This is a genomic window from Enterobacter sp. BRE11 (assembly GCF_031844285.1).
GTDB lineage: Bacteria > Pseudomonadota > Gammaproteobacteria > Enterobacterales > Enterobacteriaceae > Pantoea.
Genome location: NZ_JAUZUX010000007.1, coordinates 24681 through 42728 on the forward strand (window position 1 = coordinate 24681; position 18048 = coordinate 42728).

Annotated in this window: 20 protein-coding genes; 4 read left to right on the forward strand and 16 right to left on the reverse strand. The window is 61.0% G+C overall.

What is annotated here, in order from left to right; genetic code table 11:
• Nucleotides 1-3 precede the first annotated feature (3 nt).
• The 4 genes from Q9R34_RS08805 to ppiA form a co-directional block, all read right to left on the reverse strand.
• A complete protein-coding gene (locus tag Q9R34_RS08805) occupies nucleotides 4-579 on the reverse strand; it encodes an aminodeoxychorismate synthase component II (protein WP_434124853.1) in 576 nt (191 codons plus the stop codon).
• Nucleotides 580-620: 41 nt separating this feature from the next.
• Nucleotides 621-1217, reverse strand: a complete 597-nt coding sequence (locus tag Q9R34_RS08810; RefSeq protein WP_485893145.1) for a putative adenosine monophosphate-protein transferase Fic — start codon at nucleotides 1215-1217, stop codon at nucleotides 621-623.
• Nucleotides 1204-1386, reverse strand: a complete 183-nt coding sequence (locus tag Q9R34_RS08815; protein WP_434124851.1) for a YhfG family protein — start codon at nucleotides 1384-1386, stop codon at nucleotides 1204-1206. The genes Q9R34_RS08810 and Q9R34_RS08815 overlap by 14 nt, the downstream gene beginning before the upstream one ends.
• Before the next feature lie 111 nt (nucleotides 1387-1497).
• Nucleotides 1498-2070 carry a peptidylprolyl isomerase A gene (gene ppiA / locus Q9R34_RS08820; RefSeq protein WP_048781616.1) on the reverse strand — a complete coding sequence of 191 codons (573 nt, stop codon included), beginning with the start codon at nucleotides 2068-2070 and terminating at the stop codon, nucleotides 1498-1500.
• A gap of 262 nt (nucleotides 2071-2332) precedes the next feature.
• Between ppiA and tsgA the strand changes: the two genes are divergently transcribed.
• The 4 genes from tsgA (at nucleotide 2333) to cysG (ending at nucleotide 7999) form a co-directional block, all read left to right on the forward strand.
• Nucleotides 2333-3511 (forward strand): MFS transporter TsgA, encoded by a 1179-nt coding sequence (tsgA, locus tag Q9R34_RS08825; protein ID WP_485893146.1) that lies wholly within the window; start codon nucleotides 2333-2335, stop codon nucleotides 3509-3511.
• A gap of 175 nt (nucleotides 3512-3686) precedes the next feature.
• Nucleotides 3687-6227, forward strand: a complete 2541-nt coding sequence (nirB, locus tag Q9R34_RS08830; protein WP_485893147.1) for a nitrite reductase large subunit NirB — start codon at nucleotides 3687-3689, stop codon at nucleotides 6225-6227.
• The gene (nirD, locus tag Q9R34_RS08835) at nucleotides 6224-6550 is read left to right on the forward strand and encodes a nitrite reductase small subunit NirD (RefSeq protein WP_485893148.1); all 327 of its coding nucleotides are present in this window, start codon (nucleotides 6224-6226) and stop codon (nucleotides 6548-6550) included. The genes nirB and nirD overlap by 4 nt, the downstream gene beginning before the upstream one ends.
• 84 nt (nucleotides 6551-6634) lie before the next feature.
• On the forward strand, nucleotides 6635-7999 hold the full coding sequence (gene cysG, locus Q9R34_RS08840) for a siroheme synthase CysG (protein WP_485893149.1): 1365 nt from the start codon (nucleotides 6635-6637) through the stop codon (nucleotides 7997-7999).
• Between the two features lie 74 nt (nucleotides 8000-8073).
• Here the strand turns inward: cysG and trpS are convergent, their stop codons facing one another.
• The 12 genes from trpS to pilM all read right to left on the reverse strand — a co-directional run bounded on the left by trpS (nucleotide 8074) and on the right by pilM (nucleotide 17960).
• Nucleotides 8074-9078 carry a tryptophan--tRNA ligase gene (gene trpS / locus Q9R34_RS08845; RefSeq protein ID WP_485893150.1) on the reverse strand — a complete coding sequence of 335 codons (1005 nt, stop codon included), beginning with the start codon at nucleotides 9076-9078 and terminating at the stop codon, nucleotides 8074-8076.
• Nucleotides 9079-9091: 13 nt separating this feature from the next.
• Complete coding sequence (locus Q9R34_RS08850; protein WP_434124846.1) at nucleotides 9092-9772, reverse strand: phosphoglycolate phosphatase; 681 nt, start codon at nucleotides 9770-9772, stop codon at nucleotides 9092-9094.
• Nucleotides 9756-10439 (reverse strand): ribulose-phosphate 3-epimerase, encoded by a 684-nt coding sequence (gene rpe, locus Q9R34_RS08855; protein WP_033753082.1) that lies wholly within the window; start codon nucleotides 10437-10439, stop codon nucleotides 9756-9758. The genes Q9R34_RS08850 and rpe overlap by 17 nt, the downstream gene beginning before the upstream one ends.
• A 66-nt stretch (nucleotides 10440-10505) precedes the next feature.
• Nucleotides 10506-11318 carry an adenine-specific DNA-methyltransferase gene (gene dam / locus Q9R34_RS08860; protein WP_434124845.1) on the reverse strand — a complete coding sequence of 271 codons (813 nt, stop codon included), beginning with the start codon at nucleotides 11316-11318 and terminating at the stop codon, nucleotides 10506-10508.
• 94 nt (nucleotides 11319-11412) lie between these two features.
• Nucleotides 11413-12435: an SPOR domain-containing protein gene (locus tag Q9R34_RS08865; protein ID WP_485893151.1), complete on the reverse strand. Its 1023-nt coding sequence runs from the start codon at nucleotides 12433-12435 to the stop codon at nucleotides 11413-11415.
• A gap of 72 nt (nucleotides 12436-12507) precedes the next feature.
• Nucleotides 12508-13596 (reverse strand): 3-dehydroquinate synthase, encoded by a 1089-nt coding sequence (gene aroB, locus Q9R34_RS08870; RefSeq protein ID WP_485893152.1) that lies wholly within the window; start codon nucleotides 13594-13596, stop codon nucleotides 12508-12510.
• Nucleotides 13597-13634: 38 nt separating this feature from the next.
• A complete protein-coding gene (aroK, locus tag Q9R34_RS08875) occupies nucleotides 13635-14156 on the reverse strand; it encodes a shikimate kinase AroK (RefSeq protein WP_485893313.1) in 522 nt (173 codons plus the stop codon).
• A 361-nt stretch (nucleotides 14157-14517) separates the two neighbouring features.
• Nucleotides 14518-15801 (reverse strand): DNA uptake porin HofQ, encoded by a 1284-nt coding sequence (hofQ, locus tag Q9R34_RS08880; RefSeq protein WP_434124842.1) that lies wholly within the window; start codon nucleotides 15799-15801, stop codon nucleotides 14518-14520.
• Complete coding sequence (locus tag Q9R34_RS08885; RefSeq protein WP_485893153.1) at nucleotides 15740-16126, reverse strand: HofP DNA utilization family protein; 387 nt, start codon at nucleotides 16124-16126, stop codon at nucleotides 15740-15742. Before Q9R34_RS08885 ends, hofQ begins: the two co-directional genes overlap by 62 nt.
• Nucleotides 16116-16610, reverse strand: coding sequence for a HofO family protein (locus tag Q9R34_RS08890; RefSeq protein WP_434124840.1), 495 nt, complete (start codon nucleotides 16608-16610; stop codon nucleotides 16116-16118). Before Q9R34_RS08890 ends, Q9R34_RS08885 begins: the two co-directional genes overlap by 11 nt.
• The gene (locus Q9R34_RS08895; protein ID WP_485893154.1) at nucleotides 16603-17145 is read right to left on the reverse strand and encodes a PilN domain-containing protein; all 543 of its coding nucleotides are present in this window, start codon (nucleotides 17143-17145) and stop codon (nucleotides 16603-16605) included. Before Q9R34_RS08895 ends, Q9R34_RS08890 begins: the two co-directional genes overlap by 8 nt.
• On the reverse strand, nucleotides 17145-17960 hold the full coding sequence (gene pilM / locus Q9R34_RS08900) for a pilus assembly protein PilM (RefSeq protein ID WP_485893155.1): 816 nt from the start codon (nucleotides 17958-17960) through the stop codon (nucleotides 17145-17147). Before pilM ends, Q9R34_RS08895 begins: the two co-directional genes overlap by 1 nt.
• Between the last annotated feature and the right edge of the window lie 88 nt (nucleotides 17961-18048).

Consider the following 18048-nt stretch of genomic DNA (forward strand, 5'->3'; position numbering starts at 1 on the left):
ACTTCAGGATTCAAGAAAATTACGCAGCAGCTGGTGCCCCTGCTCGCTCAGAATGCTTTCCGGATGAAACTGCACCCCTTCCAGCGCCATTTCACGGTGGCGAAAGCCCATAATCTCATCCGGTTCGCCCTCTCTCAGGCTCCAGGCGGTGATCTCGAACGCGTCAGGCAGTGAGTCCCACGCCACGATCAGAGAGTGGTAGCGCGTCACGGTCAGGGGATGGTTAAGGTTGCGGAACACACCGCGCTGGTTGTGGGCAATCGCAGAGGTTTTGCCGTGCATCGCCTGGCGGGCGCGCACGATGCTTGCGCCATAGGCCTGGGCGATCGCCTGATGGCCCAGGCAGACGCCGAGCACCGGAATGCGCCCGGCAAAGTGGCGGATCGCCGCCATCGAAATGCCTGACTCGTCGGGCGTACAGGGCCCTGGCGAAATCACCAGATGCGACAGCGGCAGCGCCGCCATCTCTTCCAGCGTGATGGCGTCGTTGCGTACTACGCGCACCTGCGCGCCAAGCTCGCAGAAGTATTGATAAAGATTCCAGGTAAAGGAATCATAGTTGTCGATAAGCAGCAGCATAGTCCGTCCTGACTGAGAAAACCGCTGCTATTCTACGCGTTTTACAGGCTGGCGCGACTCACGACGCGGGCAAAGAGCGCCTCCAGCGGCGCCAGATCGCCGTCTGCACCCGCCTGACTGGCCTGGTGCCACTCTGCTGGCTCAACCTTCTGCCAGTCGAGAAAATAGCCGGCGTGCAGCGCCAGCTGCTCGAAGAAGATGCGCTGGGTACGGCCGTTGCCTGCGCGGAACGGATGCAGCATCGCGATTTCGCAGTAGTAGTGCGCGATACGCGCCGCAAAATCCGCCTCTTCCAGATTGCGCAGTCCCTCTTCCTCTTCCAGCGCGTCCATCAGCGCATTGCCCTCTTTTTCGATGTACTCGAAGTGGCAAAACGGCGTGTCGTCGCGCCAGATATCAATAGTGCGCAGCTCGCCCGCCCAGGCGTAGACATCCTGGAACAGCGTGCGGTGAATATGGCGCAGGAAAGGCAGGCCGATGGTGGCCGGTCCTAGTTCAAGCGTGGCGAGGCGCGCGGCGCTGAACGCCAGCTCCGCCTTGCGCAGTTGCGCGGCGTCGTGAATATCCAGACGGTTTTTTAGCACATCGTCGTTCTGCCACAGATAGGGATCGCGGGCAACGCTGCTATTCGGCACCATACTGCCTCCTCAGCGAATCGAGTCGCGCTTCGGCCGCGTTAGCCTGTTCGTAAGCGCTGGCAGGCTCCGCCAGGGTTAAGCCATCCAGCCGACAGCTGGCCTGATAGCTGGCGATGCGTCGCTGCTGCCAGAGCGTATTTTTCTGTTTATCGGTGAGTTTGTTTGCCATGCCGCCTCCTGCTCAGGGTTGTCCACACTCTCGAAGCTGAGTATAGGAGCAAATTTTCCCTTTGCCGGAGACGGGCAAGGCGAGGCCGCCAGGGGATGGCGGCGCTAAAGGTCAGGGCAAGACTTTGGCGGAAAGGATAACTACAGGTTTTACCGGCACATTTTGATAAGGGCCGACATCTTTAGTCGGGACCTGGGCGATTTTATCCGCCACGTCCATTCCTTTCACAATTTTACCAAAAACCGCATAGCCGAAGTCGCGTTGGCCGTGGTCAAGGAAAGCGTTATCGGCGACATTCAGAAAGAACTGGCTGGTAGCGCTGTCTTTATCGGCGGTGCGCGCCATAGAGATGGTGCCGCGCAGGTTGCGCAGGCCGTTATCCGCTTCGTTTTTGATTGGCGCATTGGTCTGTTTCTGCTGCATATCAGCGGTAAAGCCGCCGCCCTGCACCATAAAGCCCGGTATTACGCGGTGAAAAATCGTATTGTTGTAAAAACCGCTGTTGACGTAGTCGACGAAGTTTTTCACCGAAACCGGCGCTTTTTGATTATTGAGTTCGAGTTCGATATTACCGGCGGACGTGGTGAACAGGACGTGCGTATCGCCCTTAGCAGCCAGCGCCGAGGCGGAAACGGATGAGAGCGCAAACAGGGCGACCGCCGCTGTAAGAGTACGTTTAAGCATGAATGAGTCCTTACCTTGGAGAGCAGCTTTTAACGACACTGATTGTAAAGAGCATAAAATACAAGAGCTAGCCTTTTACCGTTATTTACGCACGGGTTGCTCAAGCTGGCACTCTCGCCTGCGCAAACGTTTACGTGACGCAAATCACATTATGAATGAAATATGAAAACTGATTTTCAGTCTTTATTTATTAAGATCACAGTTCCGTTTACACTTTCTGACAGTTTTACGCCGCCCTCTCTGTTTTCCACAGGTTCAAAACATGACAAATCGTAATCGTATCGGGCTTACCTGGATAAGCTTTTTCTCGTACGTGCTGACCGGCGCGCTGGTGATCGTCACCGGCATGGTCATGGGCGACATCGCGAAGGATTTTCAGCTGCCGATTGAGAGCATGGGAAATACCTTTACCTTCCTTAACGCTGGCATTCTGGTCTCGGTCTTTCTGAACGCCTGGCTGATGGTTATCGTGCCGCTGAAGCGCCAGCTGATTTTCGGCTTTATTCTGATGGTGCTGGCGGTGCTGGGCCTGATGACCAGCCGCGATCTCTCTGTCTTCTCGCTCTGCATGTTTGTGCTGGGCGTCGTCAGCGGCATCACCATGTCGATCGGCACCTTCCTGATCACCCATCTGTATGAAGGCCGTCAGCGCGGTTCGCGTCTACTGTTCACCGACTCCTTCTTCAGCATGGCCGGCACGCTCTTTCCAGTGCTGGCTGGCATCCTGCTGGCGCGCGCGCTGCCATGGTATTGGGTCTATGTCTGCATCGGGATTATCTACGTCGCCATTTTCATTCTGACGCTGTGCGTCGAGTTCCCGGTGCTGCGCAAACCGGAAAACAGCCCGACGGTGGAGAAAGAGAAATGGGGCGTCGGCGTGCTGTTTCTCGCCGTGGCCGCGCTCTGCTACATCCTGGGCCAGCTCGGTTTTATCTCCTGGGTGCCGGAGTACGCCACCAAAACCATGGGCATGGATATCGCCAGCGCGGGCCAGCTGGTCGGCAACTTCTGGACCGCCTATATGGTCGGCATGTGGGTCTTTAGCTTCCTGCTGCGCTTCTTCGATCTGCAACGCATCCTGATGGTGCTGGCCGGTCTGGCGACGCTGCTGATGTACTGGTTCGTCAGCACCACAGACGCCAGCATGCTGCGCTGGGTGATCATGATCCTGGGCTTCAGCTCCAGCGCCATCTACACAACCATTATTACGCTCGGCTCGCTGCAGACCAGAGTCTCCTCGCCGAAGCTGGTGAACTTTATTCTCACCTGCGGCACGGTCGGCACCATGTTGACCTTCGTGGTGACCAGCCCGATTGTGAAGCAAGGCGGCGTCCATGCCGCGCTGCTGACGGCGAACGGTCTCTACGCCGTGGTGTTCGTGATGTGCGTGCTGCTGGGCTTTGTCACCCGACATCGCCAGCATGGCCACATGATGCACTGATGAAGAGGGCGGCGCAGGCCGCCCTTTTTTTAGTAAATCGAATAACTTACAAAAAATGCTTCATAAACAGCAACACACCTCAAAATAGGTATACGGAAAGGCGCTTGATGTATATCAATATGGGCTAAAAACGGCGCGCTATTGTAGCCTCAATTCCCGCAATTTTGAGGCAAGCATGAGCAAGCACAATGTCGTCGTTATCGGTAACGGCATGGTTGGGCATCGCTTTATTGAGGAGCTAATCGACAAAGCCGGCCCCGGCCAGTTTGCATTAACCGTCTTCTGTGAAGAGCCCCGCGTCGCCTATGACCGCGTTCACCTTTCCGCCTACTTCTCTCACCATACCGCCGAAGAACTCTCTCTGGTTCGCGAAGGCTACTATGAAAAACATCAGGTCAACCTGCTGCTGGGCGAGCGCGCCATCACCATCAACCGCGAAGAGAAGCTGATCCACTCCAATACCGGCCGCGCGGTGAGCTACGACACGCTGATTTTCGCCACGGGATCCTACCCCTGGATCCCGCCGATCAAAGGCGCGGAAGGCGCCGACTGCTTCGTCTATCGCACCATCGAAGATCTCAACGCTATTGAAGCCTGTGCGCGCCGCAGCAAACGCGGCGCGGTAATCGGCGGCGGCCTGCTCGGCCTGGAAGCCGCTGGCGCGCTGAAAAATCTTGGCGTGGAAACCCACGTGATCGAGTTCGCGCCGGTGCTGATGGCGGAGCAGCTTGACGTCCAGGGTGGCGAGCAGCTGCGTCGTAAAATCGAAGAGATGGGCGTGCAGGTGCACACCAGCAAAAATACCCGTCAGATCGTGCACCACGCCGCGGGCGGCAAAACGCTGGCGTTCGCCGACGACACCGCGCTCGACGTGGACTTTATCGTCTTCTCCACCGGCATTCGTCCGCAGGACAAGCTGGCGAAGCAGTGCGGTCTGGCGCTCGGCCAGCGCGGCGGCATCGCCGTGGACGACCGCTGCCGCACCAGCGATCCGGCGATCTACGCCATCGGCGAATGCGCCGCCTGGCAGGACCGCGTCTTCGGCCTGGTGGCGCCCGGCTATAAAATGGCGCAGGTGGCGAGCGACGCCTTAACCGGCCGCGACAGCGCCTTCCAGGGCGCCGACATGAGCGCCAAACTCAAGCTGCTCGGCGTGGACGTCGGCGGCATCGGCGACGCGCGTGGCCGTACGCCGGGCGCGCGCAGCTACGTCTGGCTGGATGAGAGCCGTTCCATCTACAAACGCCTGATCGTCAGCAAAGATAACAAAACCCTGCTTGGCGCGGTGCTGGTAGGCGATACCAGCGATTACGGCAATCTGCTGCAGCTGGTGCTCAATGCCATCCCGCTGCCCGAAAATCCAGAAGGTCTGATCCTGCCTGCGGGCTGCGGCGAAAAACCCGTAATGGGGGTCGATTCGCTGCCGGATAGCGCGCAGATCTGCTCCTGCTTCGACGTCAGCAAAGGCGACATCATCAAAGCGGTCCAGGGCGGCTGCCATACCGTCGCCGCGCTGAAGAGCGAAACCCGCGCCGGTACCGGCTGCGGCGGCTGCATTCCGCTAGTGACGCAGGTGCTGAACGCCGAGCTGAGCCGTCAGGGCATCGAGGTTAACAATCATCTCTGCGCTCACTTCCCCTACTCGCGTCAGGAGCTCTATCACCTGATCCGCGTCGAGGAGATTAAAACCTTCGACGCGCTGCTGGCGAAATACGGCACCGGCTACGGCTGCGAAGTCTGCAAACCCACGGTGGCGTCGCTGTTGGCGTCGTGCTGGAACGACTTCGTGCTGGCGCCGCAGCATACGCCGCTGCAGGACAGCAACGATCTCTTCCTCGGCAATATTCAGAAAGACGGCACCTACTCCGTGATCCCGCGTTCGCCCGGCGGCGAAATCACGCCGCAGGGTCTGAAGGTGATTGGCGAGATCGCCGAACGCTACAACCTCTATACCAAGATCACCGGTTCGCAGCGCATCGGCCTGTTCGGCGCGCAGAAAGACGATCTGCCCGCTATCTGGTCGCAGCTTATCGCCGCGGGCTTTGAAACCGGCCAGGCCTATGCCAAAGCGCTGCGCATGGCGAAAACCTGCGTCGGCAGCGCCTGGTGCCGCTACGGTGTTGGCGACAGCCTCGGCTTCGGCATCGCGCTGGAGAATCGCTACAAAGGCATCCGCACGCCGCACAAAATGAAGTTCGGCGTCTCGGGCTGCACGCGCGAATGCGCCGAGGCGCAGGGCAAAGATGTCGGCATTATCGCCACGGAAAAAGGCTGGAACCTTTACGTCTGCGGCAACGGCGGCATGAAGCCGCGCCACGCCGATCTGCTGGCGGCCGACCTCGATAGCGATACGCTGATCGCCTACCTTGACCGCTTTATGATGTTCTACATCCGCACCGGCGATCGGCTGCAGCGCACCTCGCTGTGGCTGGAGAGCATGGAGGGCGGTATCGGCTATCTGCGCAGCGTGATCGTTGACGACAAGCTGGGCATCAACAGCAAGCTGGAGACGGAACTGAGCGAATTGCGCGCCCAGGCGCGGTGTGAATGGAAAGAAGCGGTAGGCGATCCCGCACAGCAGGCGCGCTTCGCGCACTTTATCAACGCGCCGCTGCGCGACCCCAACGTGCAGATGGTGGCCGAACGCAGTCAGCATCGTCCGGCGCGGCCGGAAGAGCGCATCGCCGTCACCCTGATCGAGGAGAGCGAAGTATGAGCCAGTGGACGCCCGTCTGCGATCTGCAGCAAATTTTGCCCGCTACCGGCGTATGCGCGCTGGTAAATAACCAACAAATCGCCATTTTTCGGCCGCGCGACGATGGCGAGCTGTTCGCCATCAGCAATATCGATCCCTTTGCCCAGGCCAGCGTGCTGTCGCGTGGCATTATCGCCGAGCATGAGGACAGCCTCTGGGTGGCCAGTCCCCTGAAGAAACAGCGTTTTCGCCTCAGCGACGGCTGCTGTATGGAGGATGCGTCGCGCTCGGTCGCCGCTTATCCCGTTCGCGTCAACGCGGGCAAGGTCGAGGTTTGCGCCTGATCCTCTTCTCGCCCTGATGTATGCTACGCCGCCGACGCCCCGCGCGTCGGCGCCCTGCCCCTCTTCTCGCTTTCAGGATGCGCTATGGACTACTTTCCCCTTTTTTGTCGCCTGCAGGGCAAACGCTGTCTGCTGGTAGGCGGCGGCGACGTCGCCGAACGCAAAGCGCGGCTGCTGCTGGCCGCCGGCGCCGATCTGCATGTCGGCGCACTGCACTTTTCCCCAGCGTTCCAGCAGTGGGCCGAGCGCGGCGAGCTGATGCTGATGCCGGGGGCATTCAACGACGCCTGGCTGGATGCGTGCTGGCTGGTGGTCGCCGCTACCGATGATGACGCCGTGAATCAGCAGGTGGCGCAGGCTGCTGACGCGCGCCGTATTTTCTGTAATCTGGTGGACGCGCCGGAGCAGGCCAGCGCCATTATGCCGTCGATTATCGACCGTTCGCCGCTGATGGTGGCGGTCTCCTCCGGCGGCTGCGCACCGGTGCTGGCCCGCCTGCTGCGCGAAAAAATCGAGGCGATGCTGCCGCAGCACCTCGGCCAGCTGGCGTCGCTGGCGGGCACGCTGCGCGCGCGCGTTAAGCAGCGTTTCGCCTCGATGGCGCAGCGACGCTTTTTCTGGGAGCGCTTTTTCACCAGCGATCGGCTGGCGCAGACGCTGGCCAACGGCGAAGGCGCGCGCGCGGAGCAGCTGGTCGACGGGTTATTCAGCGAGGCGCTGCCCGCTCGGGGCGAGGTGACGCTGGTCGGTGCCGGGCCGGGCGACGCGGGGCTGCTGACGCTGAAAGGACTGCAGCGGATCCAGCAGGCGGACGTCATTGTCTACGACCGGCTGGTCTCCGAGGAGATCCTTAACCTGGTGCGCCGCGACGCGGAGCGCATTTTCGTCGGCAAGCGCGCCGGACACCACTGCGTGCCGCAGGCGCAGATTAATCAGCTGCTGCTGGAGCAGGCGCAGCGCGGCAGGCGCGTCGTGCGGCTAAAGGGCGGCGATCCCTTTATTTTCGGCCGCGGCGGCGAGGAGCTGGAGGCGCTGGCAGCGCATCATATTCCGTTCAGCGTGGTGCCAGGCATCACGGCGGCGTCAGGCTGCTCGGCCTACAGCGGCATTCCGCTGACGCATCGCGATCATGCCCAGAGCGTGCGGCTGGTGACCGGCCATCTGCAGCAGAAGAGTTCGCTGGAGTGGGAGAAGCTGGCCGCTGAGCAGCAGACGCTGGTGTTCTATATGGGGCTGTCACAGGCGCCGCATATTCAGCAGCAGCTGATGCGTCACGGCATGCGCGGGGATATGCCAGCGGCGCTGATTGAGAACGGCACCAGCACGCGACAGCGCGTGGTGACCGGCACGCTGGATCGGCTCAGCGAGCTGGCGCAGCAGGTCGAGAGTCCGTCGCTGATGATTATCGGCAGCGTGGTGTCGCTGCGCGATCGGCTGCGCTGGTTTTAGGCTGGCTGCGGAAAGCAGAAATAAAAACGGCGGGTTCAAACCCGCCGTTCATGTCAGTCCCCTTCGCTACCGTTTCAGGGCGCGGCAACAAAGCCGATCGCTTCATACACCTTCTTCAGCGTCTCCTGCGCACGCTCACGCGCTCTCTGCGCGCCGTCGCGCATCACCTGCTCGAGGAAGGCTTCGTCGTTGCGATAGCGGTTGTAGCGCTCCTGAAGCTCGGTGAGCATGCCCGATACCGCATCCGCCACCGCGCCTTTCAGGTGGCCATACATCTTGCCTTCGAACTCCGCTTCCAGCTCGGCGATGGTTTTGCCGGTAACGCCGGAAAGGATATCCAGCAGGTTCGAGACGCCCGCTTTCTCTTTGACGTCGTAACGCACCACCGGCGGCTCTTCGGAGTCGGTCACGGCGCGCTTGATCTTCTTCACCACCGACTTCGGATCTTCCAGCAGGCCGATAACGTTATTGCGGTTATCGTCCGACTTAGACATCTTGCGCGTCGGCTCCAGCAGCGACATCACGCGCGCGCCCGATTTTGGAATAAACGGCTCAGGCACGCGGAAAATATCGCCGTAGAGCGCGTTAAAGCGCTGCGCGATATCGCGGCTTAGCTCAAGGTGCTGCTTCTGATCTTCGCCTACCGGCACCTGATTGGTCTGGTAGAGCAGAATATCTGCTGCCATCAGCACCGGATAATCGAACAGGCCTGCGTTAATATTCTCTTCATAGCGCGCCGACTTATCTTTGAACTGCGTCATGCGGCTCAGCTCGCCGAAATAGGCGTAACAGTTCAGCACCCAGCTCAGCTGAGCATGTTCCGGCACGTGCGACTGCACGAAGATCGTGCTCTTGCTGGGATCGATGCCGCAGGCGAGATAGAGCGCCAGCGTATCCAGCGTCGCCTTGCGCAGCGCCGCCGGATCCTGACGAACGGTGATAGCGTGCAGATCGACGATGCAGTAAATGCAGTGGAAATCGTCCTGCATCTGCACCCACTGACGCAGCGCACCCATATAGTTGCCAATGGTAAGTTCGCCGGACGGCTGTGCGCCGCTGAAAACAATGGGTTTGCTCATACTTGTGTCCTGATTAGTGCAGCCCGAGGAGGGGCAAAAGTTCATCAAAAGAGTCGAGGGTCAGGTCAGGCTTGCTGTCGGCGATCGGTTCGCCGTAGTTGTAGCCGTAGGTCATGGCGACATTGGGTACGCCAGCGGCCTGCGCCGCCTGAATATCATTGCGTGAATCGCCGACGAACAGCAGCTGATTCGGCAGCACGCCGAAGCGGCCCAGCACCAGAAAAATCGCGGCCGGATGCGGTTTCTTCACGATAACGTCATCGCCGCCGACAACCAGCGTAAACGCCTCGGCGATGCCGAGCGATTCCAGCAGCGGCGCGACGAACGGCGTCGGTTTGTTGGTGACGATCGCCAGCGGCAGCCCTTTGGCATGCAGCGCCAGCAGCGTCTCTTTTACCTGCGGAAACAGCGTGCTGCCCGCCTCTACCGTCGCGGCGTAGTGTTTGTCGAACAGGGCGCGCGCGTCGCGCTGTTGATCGGGCTGCGGCTCCCGACCCAGCGCCCAGGTCAGCGCGCGCGACATCATCACGTCTGCGCCGTTGCCAATCCAGGTCGAGGCACGCTCCACGCCTGCCGGCGGCAGCTGCAAATCAGCCAGCGCAAGGTCAATCGCCTGCGACAGGCCGGGCGCGCTGTGCACCAGGGTTCCGTCGAGATCGAACGCCAGCGCGCGTATATCAGTGAAATGAGCCATTAACCTTCTCCAGTTCGTGACGCATTTCATCAATCACTTTCTTGTAGTCGGGATGGCCGAAAATCGCCGAACCGGCGACGAACATATCGGCACCGGCGGCGGCAATCTGCGCGATGTTGTCAATTTTGACGCCGCCGTCCACTTCCAGACGAATGTTGTAGCCGCCGTGATCGATGCGCCTGCGCGCTTCGCGCAGCTTATCGAGCGTGCCGGGAATAAAGGACTGGCCGCCGAAGCCCGGATTGACCGACATAATCAAAATCACGTCGAGCTTATCCATCACATAATCGAGATAGCTCAGCGGCGTTGCCGGATTGAATACCAGGCCCGCTTTGCAGCCGTGCTCTTTGATCAGCTGCAGCGTGCGGTCAACGTGCTCGCTCGCTTCGGGATGAAAGGTGATATAGCTGGCGCCGGCTTTGGCGAAGTCCGGGATCAGCGCATCGACCGGCTTAACCATCAGATGCACATCAATCGGCGCGGTAATGCCGTAGTCGCGCAGCGCTTTCAACACCATCGGCCCCATTGTCAGATTGGGAACGTAGTGATTGTCCATCACGTCGAAATGCACCACGTCGCCGCCGGCGGCTAACGCTTTTGCGGTATCTTCACCCAGGCGGGCAAAATCCGCCGACAGGATTGAAGGGGCCAGCAAATATTGTTTCATCCGATTCTCCCAATGTTGTGCGCCAGCCTTGCGGCTGACGTAATGCCTGGTCGCGGACGAAACAGACTAGCAGTAAAGTGCCAGCAGTTCGTCAACCTGTGTGCGACCCGTTATGCTTCGGCTGATAGAACGCCGCGCTTTCACCACGTGTAATACTGCATCCTGATACCAGAGACGCGTCAGAGCGGTATCGTGATTAGAGATCAGAACCGGTATGCGGCTCTCAACCGCCAGTCGTGACGCCAGCTCCGCCAGATGCTGCTGCTCGCGCATACTAAAGCTGTTGGTATGATAAGCCGTAAAATTGGCCGTTGCCGACAGCGGCGCGTAGGGCGGATCGCAATAGACCACCGAACCCGCCTGCGCATTGGTCAGGGTAACATCGTACGATTCGCAGACAAAGGTCGCCTTTTGCGCGCGCTCGGCGAACCACAGCAGTTCCGCTTCTGGAAAATAAGGTTTGCGATAGCGGCCGAAAGGCACATTGAACTCGCCGCGCAGATTATAGCGACATAAGCCGTTGTAGCCGTGACGGTTGAGATAGAGAAACAGCAACGCGCGCTCGTAGGGGTCGCGGCTGGCGTTAAAGGCGATGCGGCGCTGGTAGTAGCACTCCGACGTATTGCCTTCCGGCGAAAAAAGTCGACGCGCATCCTCAATAAAGGCCGCGCTGCGGTGCTTAACAATGTTGTAGAGATTGATCAGGTCGCTGTTGATATCCGCCAGATGGTAGCGCTCATAGTCGGTGTTAAGAAACACCGAACCCGCGCCGACAAAAGGCTCAATCAGACAGTCGCCTTGCGGCAGATGGCGACGGATATCCTCCATCAGAGGATATTTGCCTCCTGCCCATTTCAGGAAAGCGCGATTTTTCTTCATGCTGTCGTGGTTATACATCTTATTGTGGAGCTGTGGCGGACCGACAGCAGAACGGCGCTTATCAACGGGGCCGGCTTAACCGGCCCCACATAGTTTACTGGCTGGCTTCTTTCTTAACCTGACTTACGGGCTTCACCCAGGGGTTCTGCGCGCGAACTTCTGCGGGCAGCGAGGCAACGGCGCGTCGGGCATCCGCCGAGGTGGCGTAAGAGCCGCTCACCAGCACGTACCACGGCTGGCCGTTGCGAGTGGTTTTATAGACGTGATAGCCGCTGAGATTCTGTTTCTTTGCCCAGGCGTTCAGGCTCTCCGCGCGCGAGGCGCCGCTCAGCTGCAGCGTGTAGTTGCCGCCTGGCACCGATTTCGCTGTCGCGCCGTTGCCGGTCGTGCTGCCGCCGCCTGTCGCACCGTTAAAAGCAGGACGCGCTGGCGTGGTATGGGTGCGGCTTTCGCTGGCCGTCGGACGGCTGGCGGTCGACGATTTATGTGCCGGTTCGCGCGACGTGTGCGTCGCGGGACGCTGCGTGGTCGGGCGCGTCGCCGCAGGCGCGCTAATGCTGCCGTTGCCGGCGCTGCCGCTGACGGTTGCAGGCGCGGTCGGCAGCGAACTGCCGCCTTGTGCGGCGCTGTCGACCTGCTGCTGCTGATTGGTCAGCGCGCTGTTGAGATCGCCAGGCAGGGTGACGCGCTGCTGACTGGCGGGCGCTTCTACCGGCGCCGCCTGGGTCGGTGTAGAGGAGACTGGGGGCATAGAGACGTCGCGCGATGTCGTGCTATCGGTCGGCGCGCTGTTTGCGGTCGCGCCTTCAGCCGGCGCCGTCTGGCCGCCGCTCATTGGCGTCGAGCCGGAAAGATCGATGCTTTTTTCGCCGCTGCTACCGCCGGATGCCGGCGCGTTAGCCGCCTCTTTGCCTGCCGCCGGTTTGCTCTCGTCCGGGCCTTTCAGTGCCGATCCAATGCCGAGCACCAACAGCAGCAGCACCAGAATGCCGATACCCATCATCATATGCTGGCGCGAAACCGGCACTTTAGGGGCGGAAGCCGTCTTACGCGGGCGCGAGGGACGGCGGTCGCTGGCGTCAGGTTTTAACTCGTCTTCCGGTTTAAACTCATCCATTTTGCCTCCTCCGTAAAGCGGCATTCGGCCATGCGCACCCCGCGCGCCGCGTCACCACTTAACTGCTTATGTTCAGGGTTTCTGACAGTCGTTAATCGCAGCCAGCACCATATCATGCGCCACGCCGCCACGCACTTCGGAGCGGCCTAACGCCAGCGGCAGCACCAGCCGCAGCTCGCCTGCCAGCACCTTTTTGTCGCGCAGCATATGCGGCAGATACGCTTCCGCCGTCATGCTTTCCGGGCCGTGCACCGGCAGACCCGCGCGCTGCAGCAGTGTGATAATCCGCTGCGTGTCGGCCTCGCTGAACTGGCCCAGACGCTGCGCCGTGCGCGCCGCCATGACCATGCCCGCCGCGACCGCTTCGCCGTGCAGCCAGTTGCCGTAGCCCATATGCGCTTCGATAGCGTGGCCGAAGGTATGCCCCAAGTTCAGCAGCGCGCGCTGACCATGTTCGTGCTCGTCGGCCGCGACAACCTCCGCTTTAAGCTCGCAGCAGCGGCGAATGCACCAGGCAGTCGCCTGTTCATCCAGCGCCAGCAGCGCATCGAGATTTTGCTCCAGCCAGCTAAAGAACTCGCCGTCCAGAATGATGCCGTATTTGATCACTTCCGCCAGACCTGAAGCAAGCTCGCGCGGCGGCAGCGTGCGCAGACAGTCGGTATCGATCACCACCGAAGCAGGCTGGTAGAAGGCGCCGATCATGTTTTTGCCTAACGGATGGTTGACGGCCGTTTTGCCGCCAACCGAAGAATCGACCTGCGACAGCAGCGTGGTGGGCACCTGAATAAAGCGCACGCCGCGCTGATAGCTGGCGGCCGCAAAGCCGGTAAGATCGCCGATCACGCCGCCACCCAGCGCGATAAGCGTGGTGTCGCGACCGTGCGGCTTTTGTAGCAACGCGGTAAAGACATCATCCATCACGGCCAGCGTTTTGTACTGCTCGCCGTCGGGTAGAATCACCTGGTCCACTTTAACGCCTGCGGCCGTTAGCCGCGCCGAAAGCCGATCAAGATAGAGCGGCTCCAGCGTCTGGTTGGTGACCAGCATTGCATTATCGCCCGCTTTTAGCGGCCAAAAAGAAGCCGGATCCTTGAACAGTCCGGCGGCAATGGTGATGGGATAGCTACGCTCTCCCAGTGAGACGGTGATCTTCTCCATGATGCTCGATACCTGTTACTGAGCCTTTCGGCGTTAGATCAGTTTTTTTCCAACATGTGGATAATCTGGTTGGCCACCACTTTCGCACTTTGATCGTCAGTACGAATGGTGATATCCGCGATCTCTTCATAGAGCGGGTTGCGCTCGCCCGCCAGCGCTTCAAGCACTTCACGCGGCGGCGAATCAACCTGCAGCAGCGGACGCTTTTTATCGCGTTGCGTGCGTGCCAGCTGTTTCTCGATGGTGGTTTCAAGATAGACCACGACGCCGCGGGCGGAGAGACGATTGCGTGTTTCTCGAGATTTGACGGAACCGCCGCCGGTCGCCAGGACAATGCCCTGCTTTTCGGTCAGCTCGTTAATGATTTTTTCTTCGCGGTCACGAAATCCAGCTTCGCCCTCGACGTCAAATACCCAGCCCACATCCGCTCCGGTACGTCGCTCAATTTCCTGATCGGAATCGAAAAATTCCATATTGAGTTGCTGAGCTAACTGACGACCAATAGTGCTTTTGCCGGCACCCATCGGCCCAACCAGAAAGATATTGCGTTTCTCTGCCATTTTGTCGGTATTACTAAGAATTCGTTGATGATACCCCGCGTTCAGCGATATCGCTGGCGGGACAGGAACTGAGACCTCATGAGCGTTAGCAAGAGTCAGACGAAAAATTATCTCAACACTCAAGGGCGTTTGGCAACCGAATAAATCGCCCTCCGGCATTCCCCTCGCGGGGCCGGTGTGCGATATGCGAAACGATGCGCATTAGCGCTGCGCTTTTTACGCGCCGCCTACAGAAGAGATATCTGACCCTGACGGATACGCGCCGTCGGGACGGTTACAGCGTTCTAAAAATCGCTAAACCTTGTAAGCTAATTCCTGTCCTGCGTCAACGCAGTTGGCACTGGGGAGCGCATTTTCCGGTTTATCCGGCGGAAAGCGCTGCTTCCCTGACCAATCGCGGCGTAATGAAGATGACCAGCTCGCGTTTTTTATTTTCCGCGGTCTGATGGCGAAACAGCGCGCCCAGCAGCGGGATTTGACCCAGCACCGGCACGCGACTTTCGCCCTGGCTGCGCTGCTGCTGAAAAATGCCGCCCAGCGCCAGCGTTTCGCCATCTTTCAGCGTGACCTGGGTTTCCATCTCCTGCTTATCAATAGAGAGGACGCTGCTGTCGCCGCTCTGCACCACGCGGCCCGGCACGTTCTGGCTGATGCGGATTTTTAACTGGATACGCCCGTTGCCCAGCACATTGGGCGTGACCTCCATGCCCAGCACCGCCTCTTTAAATTCGATCGTGGTTGCGCCACTGTTACCCGCCGACACCTCATAGGGAATTTCGCTGCCCTGTTTGATCATCGCTTTTTGCTGGTGCGAGGTGAAGAGACGCGGGCTGGCGATAATCTCGACCTGGTTCTCCTGCTCCAGCGCGCTGAGTTCCAGATCGAGCAGCCGACCGCCGACCCGCGCCAGCGTCACGCCTGCGGTGATCCCCGGCGAACTGACCGCCAGCGGAATCGCCAGCCGGGGATTGCGCAGCGCGTCGGTTACGGCGTCCGCTCCTGCTGGCAGGTTCCAGTTCACGCCGAGCTCCCGCAGCGTCTCTTCGCTGATGGTGACGATATGCGCCGCCAGCTCTACCTGTTCGAGCGGCACATCCAGCGCCCGCAGCCAGCGTTCGGCATCGCTGAGCGCCGCTGGCGTATCGCGCAGCAGCAGCGCGTTGGCGCGCGCGTCGAGGGTGACGCTGCCGCGCGGCGTCATCAGCGCCTGCCGCTCGCCCTGAAAGCTGCGGTAAACCTCCGTCGCACTGGCGTAGCGCAGCGTGACGGCGCGCAGCGCCAGCGGCTCCTGCTGCGCGCTGACCGCCTGCGCCTGCTGCTCTTTTAGCTGGCGCCAGCTGTCAGGGTAAACCAGCAGCACATTCTCCTCTTCCACCACGGTAAGCTCTGCCAGCCGCGTCACCAGCGACAGCGCCTGCCGCCAGGGCAGGTCGTCGAGGCGCAGCGACAGCCGGCCCTCCACGCCTGGCGCGATTAACAGATTCACATGCTGATAATCCGCCAGCGCCTGCAGAATACGCTCGACCGGCGCGTCGTCGAAGTTGAGGCTGAGCCGCTGGCCCTCTCTATCGTCGTTGAGATTGTCAGTGGCCTGGACGGGCGCGAGCCAAAGGCTCGCCAGCAGTAAGAGTGTCATCCTGAGCATGGGCGCTTCCTATAAGAGAAAGAGTGACGAACTGCGGCGCACAGCCGCTGCCTGCGGTGAGCGTCAGGCTGCGAGGCGCCATCGCGCTTAGTCGCCAGCCTGGCAGCGGAAGGCGCTCCGCTGCCGCGATTTTGATGATCTCCCCCTGTGGGGAGGTCAGCCAGGCACGCAGGCGCGGCGCACGCCCCAGCACCCCCTGCAGCCGCCAGCCGGTTAGCGCGGCTGGCGGCTCACACCGGATCTCCGGCGGCGGCTGAAACGGATCGCGCGGCGCGGCATAAAGCGTGGCCGCCGCCAGCCAGAGCAGCAGCCACTTAGCGCGCATCGTCGCTCTCCAGCCAGAGCGTTGCCTGCACCTTTCCCTGCCGCGCCTCCAGCAGAAAACGTGTCGGAAACGAGACGGTGGTGCGCGCCAGCTCGGCAAACAGCGGCAGGAACTGCTCCCACGCCAGCAGCAGCGTCAGGGTGCGCGGCTCTGTTTCGGGCTGCCATGCCAGCAGCTGGCTGCCGCGCGCCGCCAGAACGGCGTCAAGCGGCACGGCGCGGAAGGACGTCTCAGACTGACGCGCGCTATCGGCCAGCTGCGCGCGCAGCAACGCCTCATCAGGCAGCGCATTAAGCTGCGCCTGCTGCTGCTGATACTTCTGCTCAAGCCGGGCAATATCGGCGCGCAGCGCCTGTTGCGCTAACTGCTGCGGCCGCAAAAGCAGTAGCCAGAGCGCCAGCGTCGCTGCGGCAAAGCACGCCGCTACTATGCCGATCTGTTGGCGCAGCGGCAGATGCAGCCAGCGCTCCAGCGCGCTATTCATCCGCCATCTCCTCAAGATGCGCGTACAGCGTAAAGCGATAGACGCCGTTCGGCTGGCGCTCAACGTTGCCCTGCCGCACCCTGGCGACGAGCGCCGCCTCGTCAAGACGCCGCCGCAGTTCGCCTATCGCCCGCACCTCCTGCGCGCGCCCCTCAATGCGCAGCTGCGTCGGCATTTTCTCTACGCGCTCCAGCCAGACCGGCTGCGGCAAAAGCAGCGGCAGCGCCTGCCAGAACCGGTGCCAGCGCATCAGGTCGTCGACGTGACGCTGCGCGCGCCGCCACGTTGCCTGCTGCACCGCCAGCTGCTGCTGCAGTTCGCGCCGCTGGCTAATCCGCTGCGCCATCGCCGTCAGCGCGTGATGCGTCTCGCTCTGGGCGCTGAGCAGATGCTGGCTGACGCGCTCAAGACGCCATCGCGCGAATGCCGCCGTCAGCGTCAGCGCCAGCAGCAGCGTCGCCGTCAGCGCCAGCACGGCGCGCCGCTGGCGGCGCAGACGCGCATACCGCCACGGCAGCATATTCACCGCGATCATCAGCTATCCTCTGGACGCAGCGCCAGCCCGGCGGCAATGCAAAACGCCGCTTCCTGCTGGGGCAGCGGCGGCTGGCGATAAGTGAACAGGCTAAACGGTGAAAAAGAGAAGAAGGCCTTGGGCAGCAGACAGGGCGACGGCGCGCAGCCGAACAGCGCGCTGGCCTGCGGGAAACAGCGCTGCCTCACCTCCTCGGGCGCGGTCTCTATACTGGCGCTGCCGACCACGTTCTCGCTGGCGCGGCTGTACCAGAGCCACTGCGCGTCGTGACCGATCAGCAGCGCGGCGTCATCATTCAGGCCTGCGGCGCGCGCCGCGAGCGCCAGCGCATGGGTCGTGAGCTCAAAAACCGCTGGTCGCAGCGCGCTCTGCCGCAGCGGCGTCAGCCATCGGGTGATGACCTCTTGCCGGGCGGCGGTCACGTAAAGCTGGCGGTCCGCTTCGCTGGCGCGATAGTCGAGCGCCAGCGCTTCCGGCTCGACCGGAAAGAGCCGCTGCGCCGCCGCCGTTACGTAACGTCCCAGCGCAGGCTCCTGCAGATGCTGGCTCGGTAGCGCCAGCGGCCGCTGCAGCACCAGCTGCGCAGGCAGACCGACGCGCAGCGAATAGCGCTGCGGCAGCTGCTTTTGCAACGTGCGCAGCGCCACCTGTAATTCAGGCGAAGATTGCAGCACGCCGTTTCTTAACGTATCTTGCGGCAGCCCTTGCTGCCACCAGCGGCACAGCTGCCAGCCGCCGCGCCGGCGCTGTATAGCGAGAGCGCAGAGCTGCGTATTCTGAATATCCAGTCCGACTTGCCATGTCTGAAAAGCCATGCGCGCGATCTCCTTATCTACAGGGGTAAAAGGACATATCAAAGCGTCTGGCTTGCCTTTATACTACCGCGCGGTTGTTTATAAACTG

Coding starts and splice junctions, on each gene's coding strand:
- ppiA (WP_048781616.1), bottom strand. CDS start 2,070: ATGCTTAAACGTACTCTTACAGCGGCGGTCGCCCTGTTTGCGCTCTCA.
- cysG (WP_485893149.1), top strand. CDS start 6,635: ATGGACTACTTTCCCCTTTTTTGTCGCCTGCAGGGCAAACGCTGTCTG.
- Q9R34_RS08890 (WP_434124840.1), bottom strand. CDS start 16,610: ATGAATAGCGCGCTGGAGCGCTGGCTGCATCTGCCGCTGCGCCAACAG.
- nirB (WP_485893147.1), top strand. CDS start 3,687: ATGAGCAAGCACAATGTCGTCGTTATCGGTAACGGCATGGTTGGGCAT.
- pilM (WP_485893155.1), bottom strand. CDS start 17,960: ATGGCTTTTCAGACATGGCAAGTCGGACTGGATATTCAGAATACGCAG.
- Q9R34_RS08805 (WP_434124853.1), bottom strand. CDS start 579: ATGCTGCTGCTTATCGACAACTATGATTCCTTTACCTGGAATCTTTAT.
- rpe (WP_033753082.1), bottom strand. CDS start 10,439: ATGAAACAATATTTGCTGGCCCCTTCAATCCTGTCGGCGGATTTTGCC.
- nirD (WP_485893148.1), top strand. CDS start 6,224: ATGAGCCAGTGGACGCCCGTCTGCGATCTGCAGCAAATTTTGCCCGCT.
- Q9R34_RS08815 (WP_434124851.1), bottom strand. CDS start 1,386: ATGGCAAACAAACTCACCGATAAACAGAAAAATACGCTCTGGCAGCAG.
- aroK (WP_485893313.1), bottom strand. CDS start 14,156: ATGGCAGAGAAACGCAATATCTTTCTGGTTGGGCCGATGGGTGCCGGC.
- Q9R34_RS08895 (WP_485893154.1), bottom strand. CDS start 17,145: ATGATCGCGGTGAATATGCTGCCGTGGCGGTATGCGCGTCTGCGCCGC.
- dam (WP_434124845.1), bottom strand. CDS start 11,318: ATGAAGAAAAATCGCGCTTTCCTGAAATGGGCAGGAGGCAAATATCCT.
- hofQ (WP_434124842.1), bottom strand. CDS start 15,801: ATGCTCAGGATGACACTCTTACTGCTGGCGAGCCTTTGGCTCGCGCCC.
- Q9R34_RS08885 (WP_485893153.1), bottom strand. CDS start 16,126: ATGCGCGCTAAGTGGCTGCTGCTCTGGCTGGCGGCGGCCACGCTTTAT.
- tsgA (WP_485893146.1), top strand. CDS start 2,333: ATGACAAATCGTAATCGTATCGGGCTTACCTGGATAAGCTTTTTCTCG.
- aroB (WP_485893152.1), bottom strand. CDS start 13,596: ATGGAGAAGATCACCGTCTCACTGGGAGAGCGTAGCTATCCCATCACC.
- Q9R34_RS08850 (WP_434124846.1), bottom strand. CDS start 9,772: ATGGCTCATTTCACTGATATACGCGCGCTGGCGTTCGATCTCGACGGA.
- Q9R34_RS08810 (WP_485893145.1), bottom strand. CDS start 1,217: ATGGTGCCGAATAGCAGCGTTGCCCGCGATCCCTATCTGTGGCAGAAC.
- Q9R34_RS08865 (WP_485893151.1), bottom strand. CDS start 12,435: ATGGATGAGTTTAAACCGGAAGACGAGTTAAAACCTGACGCCAGCGAC.
- trpS (WP_485893150.1), bottom strand. CDS start 9,078: ATGAGCAAACCCATTGTTTTCAGCGGCGCACAGCCGTCCGGCGAACTT.